The organism is Actinokineospora sp. NPDC051303 (assembly GCF_055586285.1).
Window position 1 is genome coordinate 17,085 of the sequence record NZ_JBVJIN010000020.1, and the last position, 24,077, is coordinate 41,161.

The 24,077-nt window shown below is 70.8% G+C and carries 17 protein-coding genes and 1 tRNA gene; 10 read left to right on the forward strand and 8 right to left on the reverse strand.

What is annotated here, in order from left to right; genetic code table 11:
• Nucleotides 1-308 precede the first annotated feature (308 nt).
• Together ACZ6SD_RS17225 and ACZ6SD_RS17230 are read left to right on the forward strand one after the other, a co-directional pair.
• The gene (locus ACZ6SD_RS17225) at nucleotides 309-782 is read left to right on the forward strand and encodes a lipase family protein (RefSeq protein WP_465317923.1); all 474 of its coding nucleotides are present in this window, start codon (nucleotides 309-311) and stop codon (nucleotides 780-782) included.
• A 381-nt stretch (nucleotides 783-1,163) separates the two neighbouring features.
• Nucleotides 1,164-2,417, forward strand: coding sequence for an MFS transporter (locus ACZ6SD_RS17230; protein ID WP_465317924.1), 1,254 nt, complete (start codon nucleotides 1,164-1,166; stop codon nucleotides 2,415-2,417).
• Nucleotides 2,418-2,675: 258 nt separating this feature from the next.
• Here the strand turns inward: ACZ6SD_RS17230 and ACZ6SD_RS17235 are convergent, their stop codons facing one another.
• Together ACZ6SD_RS17235 and ACZ6SD_RS17240 are read right to left on the reverse strand one after the other, a co-directional pair.
• Nucleotides 2,676-3,509, reverse strand: a complete 834-nt coding sequence (locus ACZ6SD_RS17235) for an oxidoreductase (protein ID WP_465317925.1) — start codon at nucleotides 3,507-3,509, stop codon at nucleotides 2,676-2,678.
• Between the two features lie 83 nt (nucleotides 3,510-3,592).
• Nucleotides 3,593-4,747, reverse strand: a complete 1,155-nt coding sequence (locus ACZ6SD_RS17240) for a winged helix DNA-binding domain-containing protein (protein WP_465317926.1) — start codon at nucleotides 4,745-4,747, stop codon at nucleotides 3,593-3,595.
• 141 nt (nucleotides 4,748-4,888) lie between these two features.
• Here ACZ6SD_RS17240 and cmk point away from each other — a divergent pair, with 141 nt between their 5' ends.
• The 3 genes from cmk to der are packed head-to-tail and all read left to right on the forward strand — an operon-like array spanning nucleotide 4,889 to nucleotide 7,631.
• Complete coding sequence (gene cmk, locus ACZ6SD_RS17245; protein ID WP_465318008.1) at nucleotides 4,889-5,575, forward strand: (d)CMP kinase; 687 nt, start codon at nucleotides 4,889-4,891, stop codon at nucleotides 5,573-5,575.
• A complete protein-coding gene (locus ACZ6SD_RS17250; protein WP_465317927.1) occupies nucleotides 5,572-6,228 on the forward strand; it encodes a lysophospholipid acyltransferase family protein in 657 nt (218 codons plus the stop codon). Before cmk ends, ACZ6SD_RS17250 begins: the two co-directional genes overlap by 4 nt.
• Nucleotides 6,225-7,631: a ribosome biogenesis GTPase Der gene (gene der / locus ACZ6SD_RS17255; RefSeq protein WP_465317928.1), complete on the forward strand. Its 1,407-nt coding sequence runs from the start codon at nucleotides 6,225-6,227 to the stop codon at nucleotides 7,629-7,631. Before ACZ6SD_RS17250 ends, der begins: the two co-directional genes overlap by 4 nt.
• Before the next feature lie 7 nt (nucleotides 7,632-7,638).
• On the opposite strand, the gene ACZ6SD_RS17260 is transcribed toward der, so the two are convergent.
• A complete protein-coding gene (locus ACZ6SD_RS17260) occupies nucleotides 7,639-8,436 on the reverse strand; it encodes an alpha/beta fold hydrolase (RefSeq protein WP_465317929.1) in 798 nt (265 codons plus the stop codon).
• Nucleotides 8,437-8,523: 87 nt separating this feature from the next.
• Between ACZ6SD_RS17260 and ACZ6SD_RS17265 the strand changes: the two genes are divergently transcribed.
• From ACZ6SD_RS17265 to ACZ6SD_RS17285, 5 genes are all read left to right on the forward strand, one after another.
• Nucleotides 8,524-9,189 carry a response regulator gene (locus tag ACZ6SD_RS17265; RefSeq protein WP_465317930.1) on the forward strand — a complete coding sequence of 222 codons (666 nt, stop codon included), beginning with the start codon at nucleotides 8,524-8,526 and terminating at the stop codon, nucleotides 9,187-9,189.
• Between the two features lie 1,186 nt (nucleotides 9,190-10,375).
• Nucleotides 10,376-11,527 (forward strand): sensor histidine kinase, encoded by a 1,152-nt coding sequence (locus tag ACZ6SD_RS17270; RefSeq protein WP_465317931.1) that lies wholly within the window; start codon nucleotides 10,376-10,378, stop codon nucleotides 11,525-11,527.
• Nucleotides 11,528-11,674: 147 nt separating this feature from the next.
• Nucleotides 11,675-11,748, forward strand: a tRNA-Pro gene (locus ACZ6SD_RS17275).
• A gap of 617 nt (nucleotides 11,749-12,365) precedes the next feature.
• Entirely contained in the window at nucleotides 12,366-13,157 is a 792-nt protein-coding gene (locus ACZ6SD_RS17280) for a hypothetical protein (RefSeq protein ID WP_465317932.1), read from the forward strand.
• Nucleotides 13,154-16,066, forward strand: coding sequence for an NACHT domain-containing protein (locus tag ACZ6SD_RS17285; protein WP_465317933.1), 2,913 nt, complete (start codon nucleotides 13,154-13,156; stop codon nucleotides 16,064-16,066). The genes ACZ6SD_RS17280 and ACZ6SD_RS17285 overlap by 4 nt, the downstream gene beginning before the upstream one ends.
• 493 nt (nucleotides 16,067-16,559) lie before the next feature.
• On the opposite strand, the gene ACZ6SD_RS17290 is transcribed toward ACZ6SD_RS17285, so the two are convergent.
• The 5 genes from ACZ6SD_RS17290 to ACZ6SD_RS17310 form a co-directional block, all read right to left on the reverse strand.
• Entirely contained in the window at nucleotides 16,560-16,844 is a 285-nt protein-coding gene (locus tag ACZ6SD_RS17290) for a hypothetical protein (protein WP_465317934.1), read from the reverse strand.
• Between the two features lie 689 nt (nucleotides 16,845-17,533).
• Entirely contained in the window at nucleotides 17,534-19,636 is a 2,103-nt protein-coding gene (locus tag ACZ6SD_RS17295) for a transglutaminaseTgpA domain-containing protein (RefSeq protein ID WP_465317935.1), read from the reverse strand.
• Nucleotides 19,636-20,796, reverse strand: coding sequence for a DUF58 domain-containing protein (locus ACZ6SD_RS17300; protein WP_465317936.1), 1,161 nt, complete (start codon nucleotides 20,794-20,796; stop codon nucleotides 19,636-19,638). Before ACZ6SD_RS17300 ends, ACZ6SD_RS17295 begins: the two co-directional genes overlap by 1 nt.
• Complete coding sequence (locus ACZ6SD_RS17305) at nucleotides 20,793-21,689, reverse strand: AAA family ATPase (protein ID WP_465318009.1); 897 nt, start codon at nucleotides 21,687-21,689, stop codon at nucleotides 20,793-20,795. Before ACZ6SD_RS17305 ends, ACZ6SD_RS17300 begins: the two co-directional genes overlap by 4 nt.
• Before the next feature lie 83 nt (nucleotides 21,690-21,772).
• Nucleotides 21,773-24,064, reverse strand: coding sequence for a protein kinase domain-containing protein (locus tag ACZ6SD_RS17310; RefSeq protein WP_465317937.1), 2,292 nt, complete (start codon nucleotides 24,062-24,064; stop codon nucleotides 21,773-21,775).
• Nucleotides 24,065-24,077: the final 13 nt, after the last annotated feature.

Here is a 24,077-nt window from a genome sequence, read left to right on the forward strand (position 1 = left end):
ACCAACCCGGTCAGCCCGCTTTTTGTCAGAAACTCGCGCGACGTTCAGGCCGGGGACACCTGGGCGAGTCGGCCGCGGGGCCGCGCGGCGAGAGCGTCCGGCACGGCCAGGAGCAGGGGACCTCAGCGCTTTTCTCCGCGCTCGCCGAGTCCACACGAACAAGTGACACCGGCCTGCGAAATACCACCAAGAAAGCGCTATTGGCGCCACGCTCGGCAATCCTCTTTCCCTTTTTCGAGTGAACCCCGCTCGATCGAACCAATCGACGCTCGCCGGATAGCCGGGAAGATCGAGGCCAAGGCCGCGGAGTGGGGATTCGACCGGGTCCGCCACCACGAGACGACGTTCCGGCCGCCGTTTCCCCTGGAGCACATGCAGGCCTACACCCTGGGCAGCGACCGCATGGTCATCACCGCGTTCCGCGGCACCGAGCCCGCGCAGATCCGCGACTGGCTTTCCGACGCCACCACTCCCCATGGCCGGGGCCCGGAAAGACCGGCCTGGTCCATTACACCTTCGGCCAGCCTCGGGTCTGCGACCGCTTCCTCGCCCAGGCGCACGACAAGGCGTTCCGCGGCCGGACCCACCGGTTCGTGAACAACAACGACATCGTGCCGCGACTGCCCCCGGAACCGGCCTACCACCACACCGCGACGCCGCACTACATCGACGCCTCCGGGAACCTGCGCGACCGCATGCCGCTGCTCTCCGCCGCGTCCGACCGCGTCCGACCGCGGACATGTTCTCGCCCGCCAGCGACGGCGTCCGCGACCACCTCATGAAGCAGTACATCAGCGCACTGGAGAAGAACCTTTCCTGACCGCACGCGCTTTTGGCCGTCACGGACAAATCCGCGGACGAGGAACTTGGGTCGCGTGAGCCAGCAGTGTGACCACAACGCACAGTAGTTCCACATCTTGAAACCCGAGCAGTGCTCGCAAAGCCCGCACGACGGAGAATCCGCAGTTCAGGGGCATCAAGCAAGGTCACCATCGGGATAGCGCCGGAGAAGCGTTACATCCGCGCCTGTAGGCATCGCCACACACAGTGACGCTCGCGTGGAGCGCGCAGCAGTGGGTAGCGTTCTCCCGGGCCGCAGAGATCGGCCCATTCCACTGTGGCCTCGCCCGACGCGCGCGGTCGCCCCCTGAAAGGATTTGCCCGTGCGGCGAACCATGCCGCCTGCCCTTCGCGCGCTCGCGCACCGCAACTACCGACTCTGGGCGACGGCCGACCTCGTGTCGGTCACCGGATCGTGGATGCAGGTGCTCGGCCTGAACTGGGTGGTGCTCGCGCGAACCGGCTCAGCGACCTCGCTCGGGATCTCGATCCTGCTGAGCACCCTGCCCGGCATCCTGCTCGGACCGTGGGCGGGCGCCCTGGCCGACCGGTTCCCCGCCCGGCGGATCATCACCCTCGGCCAGACGATCCACGTGGCCCTGGCGGTGCTGCTGGCCCTGGTCGTCGCCACCGACGGCGCCTTGGCCCTCATCTACGCGCTCACCGCGATCGCGGGCGTCGTCACCACGTTCGAGGGCCCCGCCCTCGGCCGGTTCGCAGGCGAGGTGGTGCCCCCCAGCGACCTCGGCAACGCCCTGGCACTCGGCTCAATCGTCAACTCGACCGGCCGGGTCCTGGGCATGAGCCTGGCGGGCGTGCTCGCGGCCACGATCGGCGAACCGTCCCTGTTCCTGGTCAACGCGGCAAGCTTCCTGGCCGTCCTGGCCACGATCCGCGCCATCCGCACCGGCGAACTGACCCCACTGCCCCAGGCCGCCCCCGACCGGGCAGGCGTGCGCGCGGGCTTCGGCTACCTCCGCGGCAGCGCACGGCTGCTCACCCTGTTCGCCCTCGGCTTCATCCTCTCCGGCCTCGGCCGCAACTACCAGGTCACCATGGCCGCGATGACCCAGGGCCCCCTAGCCTCCGGCCCAGCGGGTTACGGCCTCCTGTCGGCGATCTTCGCGGTAGGCACCGTCATCGGCGGCGTCATCGCGGCAAGAATGCGCCACCTGAGCGTCCCAGTCCTACTCGGCGCGGCGGCCATCACCAGCGTCCTCCAGGTCACCGGCGGCCTGACCACCAGCATGGTCGCCTTCGCCCTGGTCATCCTCCCCATCGCCGCCGGAGCCGTCCTCATCGACACAACCATGAGCACCCGCCTCCAACTAGACTCCGCAGGCGACATGCGCGGCAGAGTAATAGCGGCCCACGGCGCCGTCTCAGCCACAGCAGGCGCCGTCAGCGCCCCCCTACTCGGCTGGCTGTGCGAATGGCCAGGCCCCCAAACCGCCCTAGTCCTGGCAGGCGCCATAGCCCTCACCGCCACCGCCGCAGCAGCCACCCACTTCCGACGGCTGGCCACAATCCCCAGCCCAATCGCCACCCCAGCCGAGAAACCCTTGGTCCCCGCCTAACCACAGATAAAGCAGATAGAGCAGATAAACCCGCCAACTACCAACCGCGAATAAACCCGCCCGACTGCCAACCGCACCCAAAGCTGCCAGGTGCTCGATGGGGTGGAGTGGTTTCTTCGGGGGAGAAGGAAGATCGCTAAGCTGGCTGCGCGTGTGAGGCCGAAGGCTTCCCACCCGTCTTTCACACGGCGATCTTCCTTCGTAGGGGCCCCGAAGAAACCACTCCACCCCATCGAGCGGACCCCCAGAACCAACCACTCAGAAGAGCGTGGAAAGACTCACACCCTCCCACCGCTCAAGATCGGCAAGCTGCCCCTGAAGCTGCCCCCGAATCCCCTCCACCGCATCCCGCCCCAACGCGAGCCGCAACGGCGGCTCCTGCGAGTCCAGCACCTCCAAGATCGCCGCAGCGGCCTTCACCGGATCCCCAGGCTGGGTCCCGTCCATCTCATCCACAAACGCCCGAGTCGCCCCAGTGGAAACCCGGTAGTCCTCAATCTCCACCGACCGATGCATCCGCGACCCGGCGAACTCCGTCCGGAACGCCCCCGGCTGGACGATCAGCACGCCCACCCCGAACGGCTTGAGCTCAGCCGCGAGCGCCTCGGAAATCCCCTCCAGCGCGAATTTCGTGGAGCAGTAGGCCCCGAAGCCCGGCGCGCTCACCTGCCCGCCCATCGAGGTGATCTGCACGACCCAGCCGCTGCCCTGCGCCCGCAGATGCGGCACAACGGCCTTGGTGAGCGCGACCGCCCCGAAGAACATGACCTCCATCAACGCCCGCAACTCGTCGAGCGTCATCTCCTCGACCGCGCCCACCGACCCGTGGCCCGCGTTGTTGACCAGGACGTCGATCCGCCCGAACTCGGACAGCGTCGTCCGCACGGCGGCGTCGATCGCGGCCTGGTCGGTCACGTCCAACGCGGTGGCGCGCACCTGGTCGCCCCACTTCTCCACCAGGTCGGCCAACTGCTCCGGCCGCCGCGCCGTGGCCATCACCCGGTCCCCTGCCGCCAGCGCGGCCACCGCCAACTCCCGGCCGAATCCCGCCGAGCAGCCCGTGATCAGCCATACCCGTTCCCCTGCGGACACCCTCGTCTCCCTTCGAGAAGCCTTTGCCCCCACCTTGGCCGCTCTGATCAACTTCGTCCACAACCTTGGTGCGACATCGGCAACTAGCTCGAAATCCGCACCTCACGCTCCGCCGAGTCGCCCGCCAGAAACCGCAGCAGGTCCCGTGCCTCGGCCGCCAGCGCTTCTTCGTCCGCGCCGGACACCGGGTCGAAGCAGCGCACCGTCAGCACCGCCCGCCGCTTGTCGACCTCCGTCGTCCACACCCCGGCTGTGACACCGTCAAGCAGCACCGACCTGGGTACCGGGCCGTGCGGGGCGAAGTCCTGCGCCCGGTGCCGGTCGGTGATCACCCGGCTGCGGTCGGCGTGGGAGAGCAGGAGGTTGTCGAAGTCGTAGAGCAGCCGCGGCGGCGCGGGCGTGTCCTCGTCGGGCCGGGGCGCGTCGGGCAGGTCGAACAGCTCGCGTCCGTCGGCGTCCCGGAACGTCACCAGCGTGGGCCGCAGCTCATCGAACACCTCCGCCAGCCTGGTCAGCCCCGACCAGGTCTGCGCGTCGCGCACCGACGCGGGCCCGAACGCGCCCAGGTACCTGCGCACGAGATCGGCCACCGACGACTCCACGGCCGCCTCCGTGCCCAGCCAGCGCTCGACCGTCGTGTGCGCGGCTGCCCCGCCGCGCCCCCACAGCCCGCGCGGGGGGACCTGCACCAGCGGCGCCCAGGAGCGGATGGCCGCCGCCAGCGCCGCCGGGTCCCGGTCGGGCCAGCGCTCGGCCAGCGCCCGGCCCAGCTCGGCGAAGGTCATCGGCCGCTCGGCCAGCAGCGCCCGACCGGCCGCGACCAGCTCGGCGCGGTCGACGCCGACCAGGCGCTTGCCGAACGCGCCGGTCAGGCCGCGCTCGATCACCGGTTCCAGCAGCGGCCGGATCGCCAGCGCGTCGCGCGCGGTGACCAGGTGGATGGTCGAGCGCAGCAGGGCGGTCCGCACCAGCGCGCGGGACGCCAGCGGGTCGGCGGCGTGCGCTGGCTCGAACCCTGCCAGCCGTGACCACAGGCCCACGTACCAGGTGTGCGGGGTCTGCGCCTGCAACCCGACCAGGTGCTCGACCGCGGCGGGAACGTCCATCGTGGACCGGGCCAGCAGCAGCTGCCGCGCCAGCGTCGCCCGGTTCAGCGCCCGCGCCGACAGCGTGGCGGGCCGCCGGTCCGCGCCGCGCGTGGTCCCGGAACCGGTCGAGTCGCCCGCGATGTCCACCATGCGGGTGACGGTAACCCCGCGCCGTCGGGTCGACCGGCCGTGGGCGCGCCGAGGCGGCCAGGCAGAATGGTGCGCTGGCAGCGGCGGGCGACCAAGGAGGCAGACGCGGTGGGACAAGGTGAGCTGCGCGGTGTCGTCGCGATGGACGGCCCCTCCGGCACCGGGAAGTCCACCGTGGCGCGCAGGCTCGCGGACGCTCTCGGCGCGGGCTACCTCGACACCGGGGCCATGTACCGGGCGATCACCCTCGCGGTGCTGCGCGCCGGGGTCGACCCGGCCGACAGCGCCGCGGTGCTGCGCGTCGCCGAGGCGGCCGACCTGCACATCGGCACCGACCCGAGGCACGCGAGCGTGCACCTGGGGGCTGAGGACGTGGCGGCCGAGATCCGCGGGCAGCGGGTGACGCTGGCGGTGTCGGCGGTCTCGGCGGTGCCCCGGGTGCGCGACCTGCTCGTCGCCCGGCAGCGGCAGATCATCAGCGAGGCCCGCGCGCGGCTGGGCGGCATCGTGGTCGAGGGCCGCGACATCGGCACCGTGGTCGCGCCGGACGCCGGGCTCAAGGTCTACCTGACCGCGTCCGCCGCCGCCCGCGCCGCGCGCCGCAGCGCCCAGGACAGCGCGGAGGGCCGAGTGTCCACAATGGACGCCACGCTGGCCGACGTGCAGCGCCGCGACCGGCTCGACTCGACCCGCGCGGTCTCCCCGCTGCGCCCGGCCGAGGACGCCGTCGAGGTCGACACCACCGAACTCGACATCACCGGCGTCCTGGACCACCTGCTCGCCATCGTCCGCGACCGCGGCCTCAACCGCGCGGCGGCGACCCGATGACCGGCGACCTGCCCGATGGCGCGATCCCCTGGCTGCACGACACGGCGCGGGCCATCGGCGGCTGGGTCTTCCGCCCGGCGTTCCGGCTGCGCGTCGACGGTCTGCAGCGCGTGCCGCGCGGCGGGCCGGTCGTGCTGGTCGCCAACCACAGCTCGATGCTCGAACCGCAGCTCATCTTCGGAATGCTGCCGCGCCGCTCGGTGTTCCTGGTGAAGGAGGAGCTGTTCCGCGGCATCGCGGGACGCGGCCTGCGCGGCATCGGCCAGATCCCGGTCCGCCGCGGCGAGCCGGACCGCAAGCCACTGCTCACCGCCGTGTCCGTGCTGCGCGCGGGCGGGCTGGTCGGGGTGTTCCCCGAGGGCACCCGCGGCGCGGGCGACGTCACCGCCGCCGAGCAGGGCGCGGCGTGGCTGGTGCGCGGCACGGGCGCGGTCGTGCTGCCGGTGGCCACCCGAGGCACGCGGCGGCCCGACGGCGGCGGGCGCCGCTTCCGGCCGGTGGTCGACCTGCTGGTCGGCGAGCCGTTCGCCCTGCCCGTCGGACGCGGGCGCACCGGCCTGGCCGAGGCCACAGAACAGATCCGGGTCCGCCTCGCCGACCTGGTGCACGAACTCGACGAGCGGCGCGCGCCGCACACGAAAGCGGAGTCATGACAGAGCTGGATGGCACCTGGTCCGACGAGTCCGATTGGGCCGCGGTCGCCGACGAGTTCGGCGAGGACGGTGACGAGGGCAACGCCCCACAGCCGGTCCTCGCCGTCGTCGGCCGCCCCAACGTCGGCAAGTCGACCCTGGTCAACCGCATCCTGGGCCGCCGCGAGGCGGTCGTGCAGGACATCCCCGGCGTCACCCGGGACCGGGTCGCCTACGACGCGCTGTGGAGCGGCCGCCGCTTCACCGTGCTCGACACCGGCGGCTGGGAACCGGGGCTGGAGGGGCTGCCCGGCGCCATCGCCGCGCAGGCCGAGTACGCGATGACCCACGCCGATGCCGTGGTGGTCGTGGTGGACGCCACCGTCGGGGCCACCAGCACCGACGAGGCCGTCGCCAAGGTCCTGCGCCGGTCGAAGAAGCCGGTGATCCTGGTCGCCAACAAGGTCGACGACGAGCGGCTGCTCGCCGACACCGCGGCGCTGTGGTCGCTGGGCCTTGGCGAGCCGTTCCCGGTCAGCGCCCTGCACGGGCGCAACTCCGGCGACCTGCTCGACGCCATCCTCTCCGCCCTGCCCGAGACGCCGAAGGAGAACTTCGGCCCCACCGGCGGCCCCCGCCGGGTCGCGCTGGTCGGCAAGCCCAACGTGGGCAAGTCCAGCCTCCTCAACCGGCTCACCGGCGAGAACCGCGCCGTGGTCGACTCGGTCGCGGGCACCACCGTCGACCCGGTCGACTCGCTGGTCGAGCTGGACGGGCAGGTGTGGCGGTTCGTGGACACCGCGGGCCTGCGCAAGCGGGTCAACTTCGCCAGCGGCACGGAGTACTACGCGTCGCTGCGCACCAAGGCGGCGATCGAGTCGGCCGAGGTCGCGATCGTGCTGCTGGACGCGGCCGAGCCGATCGCCGAGCAGGACCTGCGGGTGCTGACGATGGTGGTCGACTCCGGCCGCGCGTGCGTGCTCGCGTTCAACAAGTGGGACCTGGTGGACGAGGAGCGCCGCCACCAGCTCGACAAGGAACTCGACCGCGGCCTGGTCCGGGTGCCGTGGGCGGAGCGGGTCAACGTCTCGGCGCTGACCGGGCGGTCGGTGCGCAAGCTGGCGCCCGCCCTGCGCACGGCGCTGGACTCGTGGGACAAGCGGGTGTCCACCGGCCAGCTCAACTCCTGGCTGTCGGACCTGGTCGCCGCCACCCCGCCGCCGGTTCGCGGCGGCAAGCAGCCCAAGATCCTGTTCGCCACCCAGGCGCAGACCCGGCCGCCGACGATCGTGCTGTTCACCAGCGGCTTCCTTGAGGCCGGTTACCGCCGGTTCGTCGAGCGCAAGTTCCGCGAGGAGTTCGGCTTCGTCGGCAGCCCGGTGCGGATCTCGGTGCGGGTGCGGGAGAAGAAGCCCCGCAAGTAGGCCGCGCTCAGCGGCCCAGGGCGTGCTCCCGCAGCAGCGCCGCGCTCTCCCCCGGCCGCTCCCACCAGAACAGGTGCCCCACCCCGTCGAGCATCTCCAGGCGCGCGCCGGGCACCAGTTCGGCGATATGCGCGCCGTTCTTCGGGGTGATCATCTCGTCCTCGGTGCCGTGCACGACCAGCGTCGGCACGGCCAGGTCGCGCAGCCCGCGCACGGCGTCGTGGGCGAGGGCGGCGCGGAGTTGGAGCTGGATCACCGGCCCGGGGACCCGCTCGGACAGGGTGATGTTCACGAACCGCTCGAACTCGGCCTCGTCCGCCCGAAATCCCGGTGAGAGATTCACCTCATAACCCGCGCGCAGGGACTCGCGAAGGTCGCCGCTGCTCATGGCCGCGATCAGGCGCAGCGGCCCGGGCGCGTCGAGGGAGCCGCCGTCGGGACCGGCGTAGGTGCAGCCCAGGGTCAGCGTCCGGACCCGGCTCGGGTGCGCCACGGCGAGTTCCTGGGCGACCATCCCGCCCAGCGAGATCCCCAGCACGTGCGCGTCGTCCCAGCCCACGGCCGTCATGACCGCCGCGGCGTCCTCGGCCAACTCGGCCACGGTGAACGGGCCGTCCACCTGGTCGCTGTCGCCGACGCCGCGGTGGTTGAACGCGACGATGTCGAAGTCACGCTCCAGCAGGGACAGGAACGGCTCTCCCCAGATGAGGTGATGGGCCGCCATCCCTTGGATGAGCAGCAGCGGCGCACCGTGGCCCCGGCGAACGTAATGCAGGTTGCGGTCACCCAGTTCGGCGATCGGCACGTGAGTTTCTCCTGTCCGGGATGCGTACTGCCGAGCCAAGGTTAGGCTGAATCCCCAAGGCGCGGGGGCAGCCGGGAGGTCGGGGCGATGGAACGGGCCGTGCGGGTCGTGCTGGCCGACGACGAACCTCTTCTTCGCCACGGTCTGGGGGTCCTCCTCCAGGCGAGCGGCCGCATCCAGGTCGTCGCCGAGGCCGTCGACGGCGCGGGGGCGATCGAGGCCGTCCGCAGACACCGGCCCGAAGTGCTGCTCTTGGACGTCCAGATGCCCGGCATGGACGGCCTGGCGGCCCTGCGCACCCTGTCCACCATGCCCGACGCCCCCGTCACGGCGGTGCTGACCACCTTCGACCTGGACGACTACATAGCCCAGGCGCTGGACCTAGGCGCCCAGGGCTTCCTGCTCAAGGACGCCGAACCCGAGATGCTCGTCCGCGCCGTCCTCGACCTGGCCGCGGGCGGCGCCGTCCTCGACCCCCGCATCACCGCCCGGCTGCTCCCCCGCCTACGCGGCGCGGGTGTGGCCCTGCACCGCGCCCAAGCCATCGCCTCCCTCAGCGGCCGCGAACGCCAGGTCCTCGGCCTCCTGGCCGACGGCCGCCCCAACGCGAACATCGCCCAAGCGCTGGGCATCACCGAAGCCACGGTGAAGAGCTACGTGTCGACCCTGCTGACCAAGCTGGGCGTCCACAACCGAGTCCAAGCCGCCCTCCTCCTCCACGGCGTCGACACCGCGGCCGGAGGCCGACCATGAGCCCGTCGCGCGGATGCCAGTCCCCCCACTGGCCCACCGCCACAACACCCCCCAGCAAGCCCCACCAGTCGACCGCCCCACCACCTCACCGTGCCGCTCCCGACCGACCCACCCACCCCGCCTCCGCGACACCACCACACCGCCGGGGCCACCCCAGGGCATCACGCCCCACCGCTCCCACTTCCGGCCAACGCACCCACCCCACTCCTGCGGCGCCACGCCACCAACCAGCACCACCACACCCCGCCGAACCCACCACCGGCCGACGCACCCACCCCACCACCGCCAAGTCACCGCACCACCCGGCGCCACACCCCACCGAACCCACCACCGATCGACGCACCGACCCCACCTCTGCGACGCCACACCACCAACCCACAGCACCACGCACGGCCGCCCCCACCTCCGATCGACCCAGCTACCCCACGTCTGCGCCACCACCGCAACGCCAACCCCCGGCACCACTCCCCGCCGACCCTTCCCCAAGCCAACCCACCCATCCCGCCTCCGCAACAGCGCCACACAGCAGCCAACGCACCGCCGCAACACCACGCACGGCCGCCCCCACCTCGGGTCGACCCGCCCACCCCACACCCGCGACGCCACCACACCGCCGCCGCCAACCCCCGGCATCACCACGCCTCGCTGTTCCCGCTCGGCTCGCCCGCCCCCACCTGGCCGGTCCGCCAGTCCCGCGCACGACGCCCCAGCCGCACACCGTCCACCCGGCGTCCCCACGCGGGGCCACATCCACGGCATGCCAGCACCGACGCCGCCCCGCTCCGGCCACGCCCTCTCGCCTTGCCTTCGCAGGCTTGTCCGGTCCGCCCCGAGACCGGCACCGCCCCGCCGCCTGGGCAACACCCCGCAAGCACGCCGCTCGACCAGTAATCCCGCCCGCGAACACATCCCCCGCGCCGCGCCCAACCACGGCCGCCGCGCCGCCCGACCCGGCCCCCGCCCTCCTGCCGCCTGCTGCTCCCTCTCACCAACGCGGCCGCACTCACGTCAGCGCGGCCCCGCCCCGCTCGCGCCCTGAGCTTGTCCACCCTGGCCGCGATGTCGGTTCACCGCGCCCGCGCGGGGTTCGCCGTCGCGGTGCCGTTGTCACCCGTCGCCTGATCGTCCGACACGGGCCCGCGGGTCGCCGCGCCCCGCACCGACTCCAGGCACCGGGACGCCGCCCATGACGTTGTCGCGCATTCCCCGCCCCGTCGCGGTGGTCGCCATCGAGCTGCTGGCCGTGGGGGTCCCGCTGGGAACCGTGCTGCTGTCGCATCCGACGCAGTACGCGTTCGCCTTCCCCACGGCGGTCATCGCGTGCCTGGCGCTTCCGCTGCGTCTGCGGTGGCCGAGGCTGGCGCTGCTGATCTGCTTCCCGGCCCTCGCGGGCGGCTTGGGCCTGCCCCCGGCGATTGTCGCGCTGTACCGCGTCGGCCGGGCGTCCCGGCGGGTGCGCGACGCCGTCGCCTGGGTGGTCGCCACGTCCCTGGTGGTGGTGCTGCCGCTGCACCTGACCGCGGACCTGGCCTTCGCCGACCGCGTCATGAGCCTGCTGTTCACCCTGGTCGGCGTCGGCGGCCCGGCGGCCATGGGCGTCCTGGTCAGACTCCGCGGCGAACTCGCCGAAAGCCTCGCCGAAGTCCGCCGCGCCCGCAGAGCCGAGTTGGAAGCCCGCTCAGACCGCGCCAGAGCCGACGAACGCGCCCGGATAGCCAGGGAAATCCACGACGCCGTCGGCCACAACGCCACCTTGATCGCCGTCCAGTCCGCCGCTCTCGCCGCCACCACCAAAGACCCCCAGGCCAAGGAAACCGCCGAACGCCTCCGCGCGCTCGCCAAGCAGTCCCTGGCCGAGATGCGGACCGCCCTGGGTTTGGTCACCGTCGACCAACACACCCTCCACGGCCTGTCCGACATCCCCGACCTGCTCAACCGAGCCCGCAGCGCGGGCGTCACCGTCTCCGCCACCGGCGACCACGCCGCGATCCAGACATCCCCAGCGGTGGGCCGAGCGATCTATCGGGTGGTCCAAGAGGCGCTCACCAACGCCCTGAAACACGCCCCCGGCGCCCCCATCAAGGTCACCCTCACCCAAACCCCCACCCGAATCCGCGTCATGGTCGTCAACGCCCCACCCCCCACCCACCCCCCAAACACCGACGGCGGCGGCACCGGCCTAGAAGGCTTGACCGAACGAGTCCACACAGCCGGAGGCACCTTCCAAGCCACCCCCCTCCCCGACGGCGGCTACCAGGTCATCGCCGAACTCCCACCCAAAGTCGACCCATCCCACCCAACTTCCGGCGGTAGCACCCCACTCCCCACCCGGTCATAGTCGCCAAGCGCCACTATCGGGGAGCGGCGCACACTGGGGGAGAGTGCGGGGACTCCCACGCGGCGGGTCCCCGCACCTCTCCCCCGCCGCAACCCCACCCAACCCCATGCGCTACGCTTCCCAAGCACTCGCGAGAGCGAATGCGGCCGGGCTGTGGCGCAGTTTGGTAGCGCACTTGACTGGGGGTCAAGGGGTCGCAGGTTCAAATCCTGTCAGCCCGACGGTCGTGAAACGCCCGCTGATTCTGGACGAAGCACCAGGTCAGCGGGCGTTTTCGTGTCTTTGAGTCGATCATCGCACGTCTGTCCATTGTGGTCTGATTGAAGATCGACAAGGGTGAACTGGAGAAATACTGGAGCGGCGGTCCTCCAGCTTTGACGCAACACCGTTACGGGGTCGGGTTGATCTTCATCCCTCTGGGTGGTGTTGCCAACCTTCCTGAACGTGCCCGTGTCGTGCGCAGTCGACCTGGGGCGTCACCTGCCCAAGGAGTCTGGCACTCGAAGGCCGCTGTGCCTGAGTCGGAGAAGAATGGAACGAGGCGGCTCCGCTCAGCCAGGTGACAGTCCCCGCTGATTGTGGCGATAGCCGCCTCGTACAGGCGCGCCCTAGCAGCGCCAGGGTGGGCGACGGGCTGAGCCAAGCGCGTAACCCGGACGCCGTCGTCTGTGTCCGCACACGACACACACCGCAGCGACTGCGGCGACGAGTTGTCGTCGAGCCGCATCGTGGGTCACCGCCTCAGCCGCTAGGAGGCTGGACATGGTGTCGAGATCACTCCCCTCGCAGAGTGGTCAAGTAGGGTACGTCTCCCGTTGACTAAAGCACGAGGTGGGCGATGTCGGACTCTTCTTCCGCCGGTCTCGGGCTCGGCCATGACTGGGGCCGGATTCGGACATGGGACGGGACGCAACCGCGCGCGTTCGAGGAGTTGTGCTTTCAGCTTCGCGACCCGGCACCGGCCGGATGGCGGACGGTGAAGACCGCTGCCCCTGATGGCGGACTGGAGTGGTACGACGAAGGCCCTGAGGGGGTCGTGCACGGCTTTCAGGCCAAGTTCGTCGCCTCGATCAAGCGCCTGCTGCCTCTGGCGAAGGACAGCGCTCGAACCGTGGGCGCCAACCGGGCGACGCGCAACGTCGTTCGGTTGACGTTCTTCGTTCCCATCGATCTGCCCGCGCCAGCCGCGCGGACCCGCACCGGCAAGCATCTCGAAGGAGCACGCCACCGATGGGAGTCCGCCGTGACGGACTGGCGGGAGAGTTTGCCCGGCCTTCAGGATGTCGAGATCGTGCTCGTCGGTTCCGGTGAGCTGCTCCAGCGGCTGACCATGCCAGGGAACGAGGGGGTGCAATGGTTCTTCTTCGAGCGACTGGCCCTCGGACGGGAATGGTGTGCCAATCGCTTCATCGAGTCCGAACGGCAGGCGCACGACCGGTATACGCCTGAACGCCACCTTCCGCTTCCGCTTGGACGGGTCATTGATGGCCTGACCATGGGCGAGAGGTTCCGACGCCTCGTCACCAACCATCTCAACGACGGGACGCGGCTGTGGGCGCGGTCAGGTCGAATTGGGAGTTCTGGCTCGCCCGTCACGGCGCCGCGGCGGCCGCGAGCCTCGGGGCCGTGACGGATGTGCACACTGCTCAAATCCGGTCAGCGCTCGACGAGGCGACGAGTTCCATCAGGCAACTACTCGGCATCACCCGCCCAGACAACTGGGTGCGCGGACTGCCTGCTGCGTCAGGAGCGCAGATGGCGTTGTCCGCGCACGGGGCTCTGGCTCGGTTCACTGACCTGGCCGAGGAATTGGCGCAGCAGTTGCCAGCATCGCCGGACAACGGTGAGCCCGCAACCCCGGACGACCATACTGGCCTCGCAGTCGGGGCACCTCCGCCGAGAACACCGGCATCAGCCCTGTCCTCCTTGGTCAGGGAATCTGGGACTATTCCCGGCGCTCGGAAACAGCTCGCCCGCCTGGCCGACTTCCTCCGCTCTGACCAGTGCGCCGCCGCGGAGGCCAAAGCCTGGCTGTTGCTCGGTGACGCAGGTCAGGGCAAGACTCACCTGTTGCTCGACGCGGTCCGCAGACACCTTGAAGCGGGCGGCGTGGGGGTAGTGGTCCTCGGCGAGCAACTCGTGGGCGAAGACCCGCTCACGGAGATCGCCCGGGTCCTCGGCCTCGGTGACCTGCCCCACAATACTTTCCTCCGCGCTCTCGACGCCGCAGGCGCCGCAACGCCATCGCGGTTCCTGCTCGTGATCGACGCCCTCAACGACTGCGACCGCGCACACCTCTGGCGGGCCCAACTGCACAGCGTCTTGGCGAAGGCAGCAGACCTGAAGCACGTGGCGGTCGTGCTCTCGTGCCGCACGACCATGCGGGACATGGTCTTGCCCATCGACCTCGCTGCTCTCGGACTGCCCGTGGGCCATCACCAGGGGTTTCGCGGCCGGGAGGCTGAGGGGCTGGAGAAGTATCTGGCGGATGTCCCCGGGGCGCTCCCGCGCACTCCGCTGCTCAGGGCGGCGTTCAGCAACCCACTGTTCGTCAAGCTCTACGCCGACATGCTCCGTGCGCGATCCGTCGAGCGCACGTCGACGGTAGACACGACGAATGTTCATCGGAGTGAGGTGTTCAAGAACTTCCTCGAGAATCGGGCTGCGGACATCTGTCAATACCTCAACCTGGACCCGCTCTCCCGACCAGTCCACCGCGCGGTCGAGGCGGTCGCCGACCGCATGGCGACGATCGGACGGGAGACCCTGGCTCGTGAGGAAGCCCGCGCCCTCGCCGACCCCTTCGCACCGCATGCGACGTCGTGGCCGGACACCATGCTCGGCCAATTGATCTCACGGGGCGTCCTGGCGACCGAACGCCACGTACGCAGGCGTGCGGAACCGGAACCGGGAGTCACTTTCCCCTACCAGGCCTTCAGCGACGACCTGGTCGTGCGCGCCGCGCTGCGGACGTTCGACAGCGAACTGGGCGGTCTCGCCGAGGGCGCACCACTGGGTGAGGCGTCGCCCCTGCGGGGGTGGCTGCTGTCAGCCAGTCCGAATCTCCAGGAAGCTGCCACCGTCGTCCTGCCCGAGCTTACTGGGGTCGAACTGCTCGACGCGCTTTTCCCCTCTGCCGGTAACCGGTCCGACGACGTCGCCGATCGCCGTGGAGATCATCGGTACGGCTTCCTGTCGTCCTTTGTCCGAACACTGGCGCTTCGTGCGGTGTCGAGCGTTGATGACCGCAGTATCGCGCTGCTCAACGAGGCGATAGAACATGGTCTGGACACGGACGTGTTCGACGCGATCATCGCCGTCTCGACCGAACCCGGGCACCGGCTCAACGCCAACAGCCTGCACAAGACCCTCCTGGCACTGGAGCCACCCGCGCGAGACAAAGAGTGGAGCACCTACGCGTACCACGCCTACTCAGAGCTGGGGTCGCTGCACCGACTGCTCCGCTGGGCCGAACAGATCTCCACGCCTGAGCACCTGCTGCCGGGCTACCGACCGTCCTCTCGCGTGTTGGAGGCACGCCCGGCGACCGGAGGGAGGCGGATCCGAACCGCCCCAAGCGTCGACGCTCCGCCAAAGGAAGTAGTCCTGTTGGCGGCCACCACCCTGGCCTGGACGCTGACCACTCCCCACCGGTTCCTCCGCGATCGGGCGACCAAGGCGCTCGTTCAACTGCTCCTGGGCTTTCCCGACGAGCTCTGCAAGCTCCTGGACCGATTCTTGGGCGAGGACGCGGCTCGCGTCAACGACCAGTACCTATTCGCCCGCCTGGCACTCGTCGTCGAGGGCGTCATCCTGCGCACCGGACATGCGCAACCGACGAACGCGGAGCGGCTGACCCGACAACTCAGCACCTTGACGTGTGACAACCCCGCGTCACCGGTTCACGTCTCGCGCGGCGCACTCCTCTGCGGCGCTGTCCAAGGAGTCGTGGAAGCGGCGCGCCGTCTGCAAGCGTCCACGGCCGAGGAGCTCGCTTGGCTCGGCCACCCGCACGACGCCGCGCCGTCTGAGGAGGTTCCGACCGAAGAAGAACTGGACGCCCGATACCCGTCTGGCCCTGACGTCCCCGCCAACATGTCGTGGTCCTCGGTGCGGAGGTCACTCGAGTCAATCCTTGGTGATTTCGGCCGTTACCAGGTCGAACACCATGCTTCTCACTTCAGCAGGCTCCCGCTGAACCGCTCCCGACCGGCCACCAAGGCGCTTCGGGGCGGGCAGCCGCAGCTTGATCCCACACGTGTCGCCGCGTTTCGAGAATCCCTCCCACCTGGTGTCGCCGAAGCGTTGGGCGCCGACGATCCGGTCCTCGATCTACTTGGCGACGACACACTGGCGAGGAAAGTGCTCACCGACGAGCAACTCGAACTTCTGCACGCTTGCCCGATCACCCCAGCTGAGGACGAACAGCTCTACGAGCGGGAGCTGGGCGAACCGCTGGGTCCTCACACGGGTAGCCGAACTCGGGTGGTCCCCAGAACTTTTCGGCGACTTCGACCACTACCGGCAACACGGCACTGACCGGAACCACAAGCCTGAACGCATGGGCAAAAAGTACCAGTGGATCGCATTCCACGAGCTTCTCGAGCGCCTCGCGAACCACTACCACGTCGCACCCCAGTGGCAAGAAGACCCGCCCGAATACCGCGGCACCTGGGACTACACATCCGGGACCTCGACCCGAGCCTCCCGCCCGCAACCCATCCCCTCCCTGACCAAGACGACGAGGACGACTCCGACCCAGACTTCGGCTCCACCCACGGCCATACCTTCCCGTCATGTGCCACTGCTGCGGTCTGGCTCTCACCGGCCCCCGAATTGCCGAACCGCGATAACATTTCCACTTGGATTAGGGCAGGCGACACCGCGCCATCGTTAGAAGAGATCTGGACACGGGAGCGGACCGAGGGCACCTCGTGGGTCGTCATGCACGAGTACGCCAAAGGCACTCCGGACGGTCTCGGCTGGGAGTCACCCCGTGGGCAAGCCGAGCAATGACCTGCCCACCAACGAACTACTCCGCGACGAGGGCCTCCACCGCCGCCCCGATCGCCCCGACTGGCACGACGCCAACGGGGAACTCGTGGTCACGTCCCGATGGAGCCTCAGACCCACCGGAGAAGTCCGAACGCTCCTCGCCCGACGCGACTGGCTCACCCGCCGACTCGGCGAACTCGGCAAGGACTTGATTGTCGGCCTGATCGGTGAAATGCAAGCCACCAAAGAAGTCCCCGACCCCTGGCGAGAGTTTTCCGAATGCCTTCACCTCAGCGCCGACGACGATGTTGCACGCATACACTCCATCACCAACCTCCGACGCCTGCAGGGTCTGTCAAACACGTTCGGCTCTGGCGCACGTTTTATAGTCCCGCTTCCGACTCCCGCCTCTTCCAGCGATCGCAGGGCCGAGGATGCACGGCGGCTACGCGGGCTACGTCGAGGGCCGTCGCGCCGAACGGGCCCGCTGGGAGGGGCTGTACGGCGAGCAGGTCGCCGAGCGGATGCGACTGGCGAACGATCGGTCCAGCGCGGACCGGCTGGCGGCTCGCCAAGGGCGCCGCAAGCACACCCGCGCCACCCACCCGTCCTGGTACGGGCCCGTGCGGCGGCAGGACGAACTGGCCGCGCACGTGGTCGCGGTCCCGCCGCAGCCAACCCGGTTCGCCATGCCCGACCTCTCCGAGCACCGTGGCGCCCCCTGCTGCGCGACGAGGACGTGGCGGTGGCGGACAGGCTCGCGCGCGCCCGGTCGACCTGGCTCGTCGCACGTGACCCGGCACTCGCGCGGGATCTCCGGATCGGCCGACCGGATCTGCCGCGACAGTACGACGACGGTGGTCTGGTGGACATCAACACCGCGCCACCGTCCTCATCGCTCAGTGCTGCGGACTCGACGACCATGCCGCCGAGCAGATCGAGCGCGCCCGTTAACAACACCCCGCCCCTTCCACTCGGTGGACGAGCTGATCGTCTTCGCCGAGTCGGACGTCAGCGTGTCGAGCGCAGGTTGGAGCGCAGGTCCGCGTACTCGATCGGTCTACGGCCCGCCAGCAGCGGGCGGGGGTCGAACAGCCAGACCGCTCGTCGGCCCGCGCCTAGTCCGGCACGGATCCGGCTCCGGACCTGGTCGCCGTGCGATTCGGCTGTAGTCGCCATGTCCTGGGTGACCTCGTCCAGGCTGAACGCCACGCGGTCCACCAGTTCCGCGAGCGGGCGCAACGCCGCCGCGTAGCTCTCCGGCGCCGCTTCAAGCACCTGTCCAGTGGTCTGACCCTCGTGGACGAGGGCGCCACCGGTACGTAGCGCGGCCACCGTGTCCCGCCACGTCTCCGCGACGCGTCGCCCAGGTGGACCTCGCCGGTGCGCACGACGGCGCGCGGCCTTGAGCAACGGGATCGCGAACAGCAGCGCCAGCAGACCGGCGCCTGCTACAAGCAGCACCACACTCGACGACCGGCCGGACACTGGGGTCGCAACGGGGTCCGGTGGCACCACACCGTCCGGCTCGGGTTCGGGCGCCGGATCCGGGTCGTAGGCCGGTGGCAGTTCGACGAGCCCTGGGGCAGTCCCCGTCGTGTCGTCGGGCGCCTCGTCACCCAGGGCGGCGGTCCGGGTCGGGCTGGGGTCGATCGGCAGCCATCCCAGCCGCTCGAACCGGACTTCGGCCCACGCGAAGACGTCCCGCCCCTGGACGCGCAGCTCGTCGCCGTCCCAGCGGGGCTTGAAGCCGAGCACGACTCTGGCGTCCCAGCCCAGCTGTCGGCACATCACGGCGAACGCGGAGGCGTACTGCTCGCTGGTGCCGCGGTGGTTCTCCAAAAGGGCGGAGATCTGGTACAGGCCGTTGCCGCCCGGAGCCTCGTCCGACACGTCGTAGTGGAACGGCTCGGCGCGCAGGTTGTGGTAGAGCCCGAGGAACCGGTCGAGTTCGGTGTCGTGGCCTGCGGTCGCGTCAGCGACGAAACCCAGCACCTCGGGTGGAAGCACGAGGTCCGGCCGTTGCCCGCGCGCGGGCTGGTCGGTGCGCAGGAGGTCAGGTGACACCACAGGTTCGCTGGCGCTGATCCGGTACTGCGCGGGCGGTTCCTGCTCTGCGGGCACTACCAGGTCGCCGGTGTCAGTGTCGAAGCCGAGGTTCGGCACGCTGACCCTGCTCGGCCACCCCGGCCTGGGCAGCCAACCGAGGCTGTCCGGTGTCCGCACCCGCAGGTCAAGGGCGACTTCGCGACGCGGCGCGATGCTCTGCGGTGGGATGGGCAGTTGGTTCGCCGCGCGGCGGTAGTCCGCCTCCGGTGACCAGGCACGGCCGTCGAACGCGGTCATGGTGACCATGGCGAGCCGGTCGATCCGCTGCGACACGGTGCCGTCGATCGCCAGCACTATGCTGCCGTCGCGCAGGGCGAGGTACTGCGCCATCGGGTTGGTGTGCCGCTTGGGCCGCACCGGCGCGTCCACCAGTGCCTGCGCGCTCGCGGGCGGGCGGGACGCCGGGCCGAGGAGTCCGGGGACCAGACTGGCCGCCGCCGCCAGCGCCACCACGACACCACCGACGACGAGCCGGGCGCGTGCGGCGGCAGCGGCGTGGAGCAGCACGGGCCCGGCGCCCACGGCGACGAAAGCCGGTACGTACCAAGCAGGCAGCGGACCCGCGGCGGCCCCGAGCGAAAGCCCCAGTGCCAGGCACACCAACGGCGGCAGCACCGGCAGGAGTGCGCCCTTGGCCGTCAGGTGCACCGCGGCCACCGACGTCAAACCCGCCAGCACCGACACCGCGGCCAACTGCGGCGCCGCGGCCTCGGTCGGCAGCACCGAGGTCAGCAGCCTGAACGGTCCGGACAGCACGTCGCTTCCGGGGCGGGTGACCGCCGTGACCGCCGCGACCACCCAAAGCAGGGACAGGGCAGCACCTACGCCGCCCGACAGCCGCTTGAGCACCGAGGAGGTGAGCAGTTCCCACAACGCGACGACTACGGCCGGGACCGCGACAGCCAACACGAGAGCGAGCCCGGCATCGGCGTCGAACACCGGCCGGAACGACCACGCGGCCAGAGCGGCGAGACCAGCGGCCGACACCACGCGGACGGGCGACATCAGGCCACCGCCCCGCCGAGCACCAGGTGGTTCCAGGCGGTGACCACTTCCACCGCGGTGTTCGCGCTCAGGACGGCCATCCCCTGCCTGCGGTAGGGCGGCTGGGCCTCGTGGCGCGTGGGCACGACTTGCAACACCACGATCGGCGCGAACCGCCTGCGCCGCTGGGCCAGCCTGGTCGTCACCGCGTCCTCGCCGGGACCGGTGACGACCACGAGCGCTCCGCCAGGTTGTGCCCGGTCCACTTCCTCCAGCAGCCGCAGCGGATCGCCGTCGGCGGTCGGCTCGGCCGCGGCCAGGCGGTCGAGTACCGAGATCGCGTCGGACCTGGCCGAGGCCTCGCCCACCACGTGCACACCCACCGGACGCCCGGTGTCCATCACGGCTTGCGCGACCGACGCGGCGACCTCGACCGCGTGCTCGAACGCCGGTGCGTCGAACGCCGCGGTCCGGGTGTCGAGGACGACCGTCACCGTGGGTTCCATCGTGTCCACGGAGTCGCGCACCACGAACCGGCCGACGCGGGCCGTGGAGCGCCAGTGGATGCGGCGCGGGTCGTCGCCGGGCACGTAGTCGCGCAGCGAGGTGAAGCTCATCGTCCCCACCTTCGACGCTTCGGCGCGCCCCTCGTAGTCCGGCACGGTGCCGACAGGGATCCGGTGCGCGTGGTGCACCCGCGGGTGGACCCACAGCACGTCGGTGCCCCCCTGTGGCTGTACGCGCCGGAACAACCCGAGCGGATCCCGCCTGCCTGCCAGCAGCGGCCCGACGAGCAGACGCCCCCGGCGCCCGGTCGGCAGCGAGTACGGCACGGCCCGCCACCCGCCCGGACCCAGCGCGGGCACCCTCACCTCCACCGGCTGTCCGCCGACCCGGTCGAGCACCAGCAGCTCGGGGACGGGCAGCCGACCGGGGTTGCGCACCACCAGCCGGGCCAGCGCGGGCTCTCCGACCGACACGCGTTCCGACACGACCTCACGGGTCATCCGCACGCGTGGCCGCACGACCACGGTGGCTGCGCACAGCACCAGCAGCGCACCACCCGCGGCGGCCAGTGAGGTGAGCACCGCGTACCCCAGCACGGACCCGGCCACCAACAGGACGCCTGCGCCCAGCAGGACCGCCCAGCCGGAGGCCGTCAGCGGCACGCGCCCGGTCACACCCGCACCGCCTGGGTGGGAGCGGGCACCGAGCCGAGCACCTCGCCCAGCACGGAGGCGGCGGTCACCCCGCGCACCTGCGCCTGGGCGGTGAGCACCAGCCGGTGCGCCAGGACCGGTCCGGCCACCGCCCGCACGTCGTCGGGCACGACGAAGTGGCGTCCGGAGCCCAGTGCGTACGCTTGCGCGGCCCGCATGAGCGAGAGGCTGCCACGGGTGCTCAGGCCCAGCCGCAGGGCCGGGTGCTCGCGGGTCGCCTTGGCCAGCAGGGCGATGTAGCGGGCGATCTCCGGGGCGGTATGCGCCTCGGCCGCGGTTGCACGCATCCACTCGACCTGGTCGAGCGTCGTCACCGGTCGCAGCGCCGGTGGCGCCGCCGCGGCCCGGTTGGTCAGGATCTCGGTCTCGACCTCCAGGTCCGGGTGGCCGAGGGAGATCCGCATGAGGAAGCGGTCCAGCTGCGCCTCGGGGAGCTGGTAGGTGCCTTCGAGGTCGATCGGGTTCTGCGTGGCGACCACGAGGAACGGACTGGGCACCGGGTGTCCCACGCCGTCCACAGTCACCTGCCCTTCCTCCATCACCTCCAGCAGCGCCGACTGGGTCTTGGGGCTGGCGCGGTTGATCTCGTCGGCGAGCACGACGTTCGCGAACACGGGTCCGCCGCGAAACCGGAACTCCTGTTGGGTCTGGTCCCACACGGACACGCCGGTGATGTCGCCGGGCAGCAGGTCGGGGGTGAACTGGATGCGCTGCCAGCTCCCGGACACGCTCGTGGCCAGCGCTTTGGCCAGCGACGTCTTGCCGGTGCCCGGCACGTCCTCGATCAGCAGGTGACCGCCGCCGAACACGCACGCGAGCGCGAGCTGGATCGCCCGCGCCTTGCCCTTGATCATCCGCTCGACCTCGGCGAGGACGGCGTCGTGCGTAGCCCTGAACCGGAGGGCCGTGTCGTAGGCGTCGGTGGCGGTGTGGGTCGTCAAGGTAATCGTCCTCGCAGTGGGGTCACCGAGTGGGGCAGGCAGGCGGGTCGCGGTACCGGGTCGAGCGGTCGAGCGGTGGTGCCGAGCGCGATCACGTAGTAGCAGCCGGTTTCACGCGGTTCGGGGTCCCGGTAGGTGGTGGTGTCGGCGGGCACTTCCTGCCGAAGGCTGTTGCCCTGCATGACGACGAAGCGGTCCAACTGGGGCAACGCGGTCGTGTCCGTGGGCCACGACACCGTCGCCGCGCCGTCCGCGTCGATCACGACGGTGGCCTGCACGCGGTAGATGCCGGGCGAGGGGGTGTTGGCCAGCGGGGAACTGGTCGGCGCGGGCCGTTCCTGGCCGATGAGTCCCGGGACCGCGAGGGCGCCGATCGCGAAGCCCACCCCGGCGACCGCCACCCCTGCGACCGCCATCACGGCGGACGCGACCACGAGGCCGCGTCGTGGCGGTCGGTTCGCCCGCGGTGCAGGCGCGGGTTCCGGTCGGCGGCTGCTCGTGCGGGTCGGCGACGACGGCTCGCCGTCGTCGACCACGGCGTGACCCGGAACGGGCTCGACCGGTCGGGCGCTGGTACGCGTCGGCAGGGACTGGCCCGTGGTGCCTGCGTGGCCTGGCGGTGACGCGGGTTCCAGCCGGGCGAGGGCGGGGACGAGGTCGTGCAGGATCTCCGACGCTTCGACGGCGCTGGGCCGTTCGCGCGGGTCCTTCTCCAGGCAAGCCGATAGGAAGGTCCACGCCGCGTCCGGCAGGCCCACCGGCCGTCCGGGTCGCTGGATCTGGTGCTGTCGGAGCATCTGGTCGGTCGTCGAGCCCGCGAACGGCCGCTGGCCTGCCAGCACCTCGTACGCCGTGACACCCAGCGCGTACACGTCGGCCTCGGGTGAGGGCTCACCAGAGGTGATGAGCTCGGGCGCCAGGTAGGACGGGGTGCCCAGCAGCAAGCCGACCCTGGTCAGATCCGGTTCGCCGAGGGGCTTGGCCAGGCCGAAGTCGGTCAGCAGCGCCGTGCGGCGGTCCCCCGTGGCGCGCACGAGGATGTTGGCGGGCTTGACGTCGCGGTGCACGATGCGCCGTTCGTGCAGGTGCGCCAGCCCTGAGGCGACCTCCGACAGCAGCCGCACGCCGTCCGCGGGCGCCAGCCGACCGCTCTTGAGCAGTCCTCGCAGGTCAGTGCCCGGCACGAGCTCCATGACGATCGCCGACCGGCTGCGGTCGACGACGATGTCGAGCACCTTGACCAGGTGCGGGTGGTCGAGCCCGCGCAAGGTGGCGTGTTCGCGGGCGAGTCGGGAGAGACCAGCCCCGTCGTGATCGGCCTCCGGGTTGAGGACCTTGACCGCCACCTCGTGCCCATCGCTCTTGCGGCGAGCCCGCCACACCTTGCCCGCGCTGCCAGAGCCCAGCTCCGAGAGCAGCAAGTAGTCAGTGCCCATCGCTCGCTCCGACGGCGTCAACCCGCCCGGGGACAGGCGCGTGGTGCGGCCGGGGTCGGCTAGATCTTCTTTCAGGTCCAAGGCGAACGAAGCGAGGGAACGTGGCCGGTCGTCGGGTCTTCGCGCGAGTGCTCGGCGCAACAGGTCCGCCGTCCGCGGCGGCAGGCCCGGCGCGGACGGCGGCGCCGACGACTCGTCGAACAGGTGCAACAACCGCTCGTCCCTCGACCCGGGCACCGGTGGTCTGCCGGTCGCCAGAGTCCACACCGTCGACGCGAACGCGTACACCTCGGCCTGCGGTGTCCAGTCGCCGCCTTTGAGGACCTCGATGGGCTCGTGCCCGGAGCCCTCGGTCACGGCGCAGGCGATCTCGGCGAGCACCGCGGGCACCGGTGTGCTCAGCAGAACCCGCCCGCTCGGCAGGCGGAGGAGCGCCGCCGGACTCAAACCGCGGTGCAGGAGGTTCGCGTCGTGCAGCGACACCAGCGCGGTCGCGGCGCCGAAGACGGCCTGCCGCACCTGGTCGGGGGACAGCGGTCCGCGTTCGGCCAGTTCGTCGGCGAGCGAGGGGCCAGTGGACCCGGTGACGAAGAACGGGCGGCCGTCAGGCGTCTGTCCGTGGTCCAGCAGCGGCACGACCAGCGGGCTGTTCAACTCCTCCAACGCGGTGGCCAACGAAGACAGCTCAGTCCGGACCCTGCGCAGGGTCGCGCGGTCCAGCGGTTCGACCACCACGTGCGCGGTCACCTCGGCGTGGTCGGACTCTCTCGTGGCCCGCACGACGGCGTACAGGCCGACTCGGACGGGATCGGTCGCCACCCGGTAACCGGCGAGCTGTTCGATGGCGACCACACCCGCACCTCCA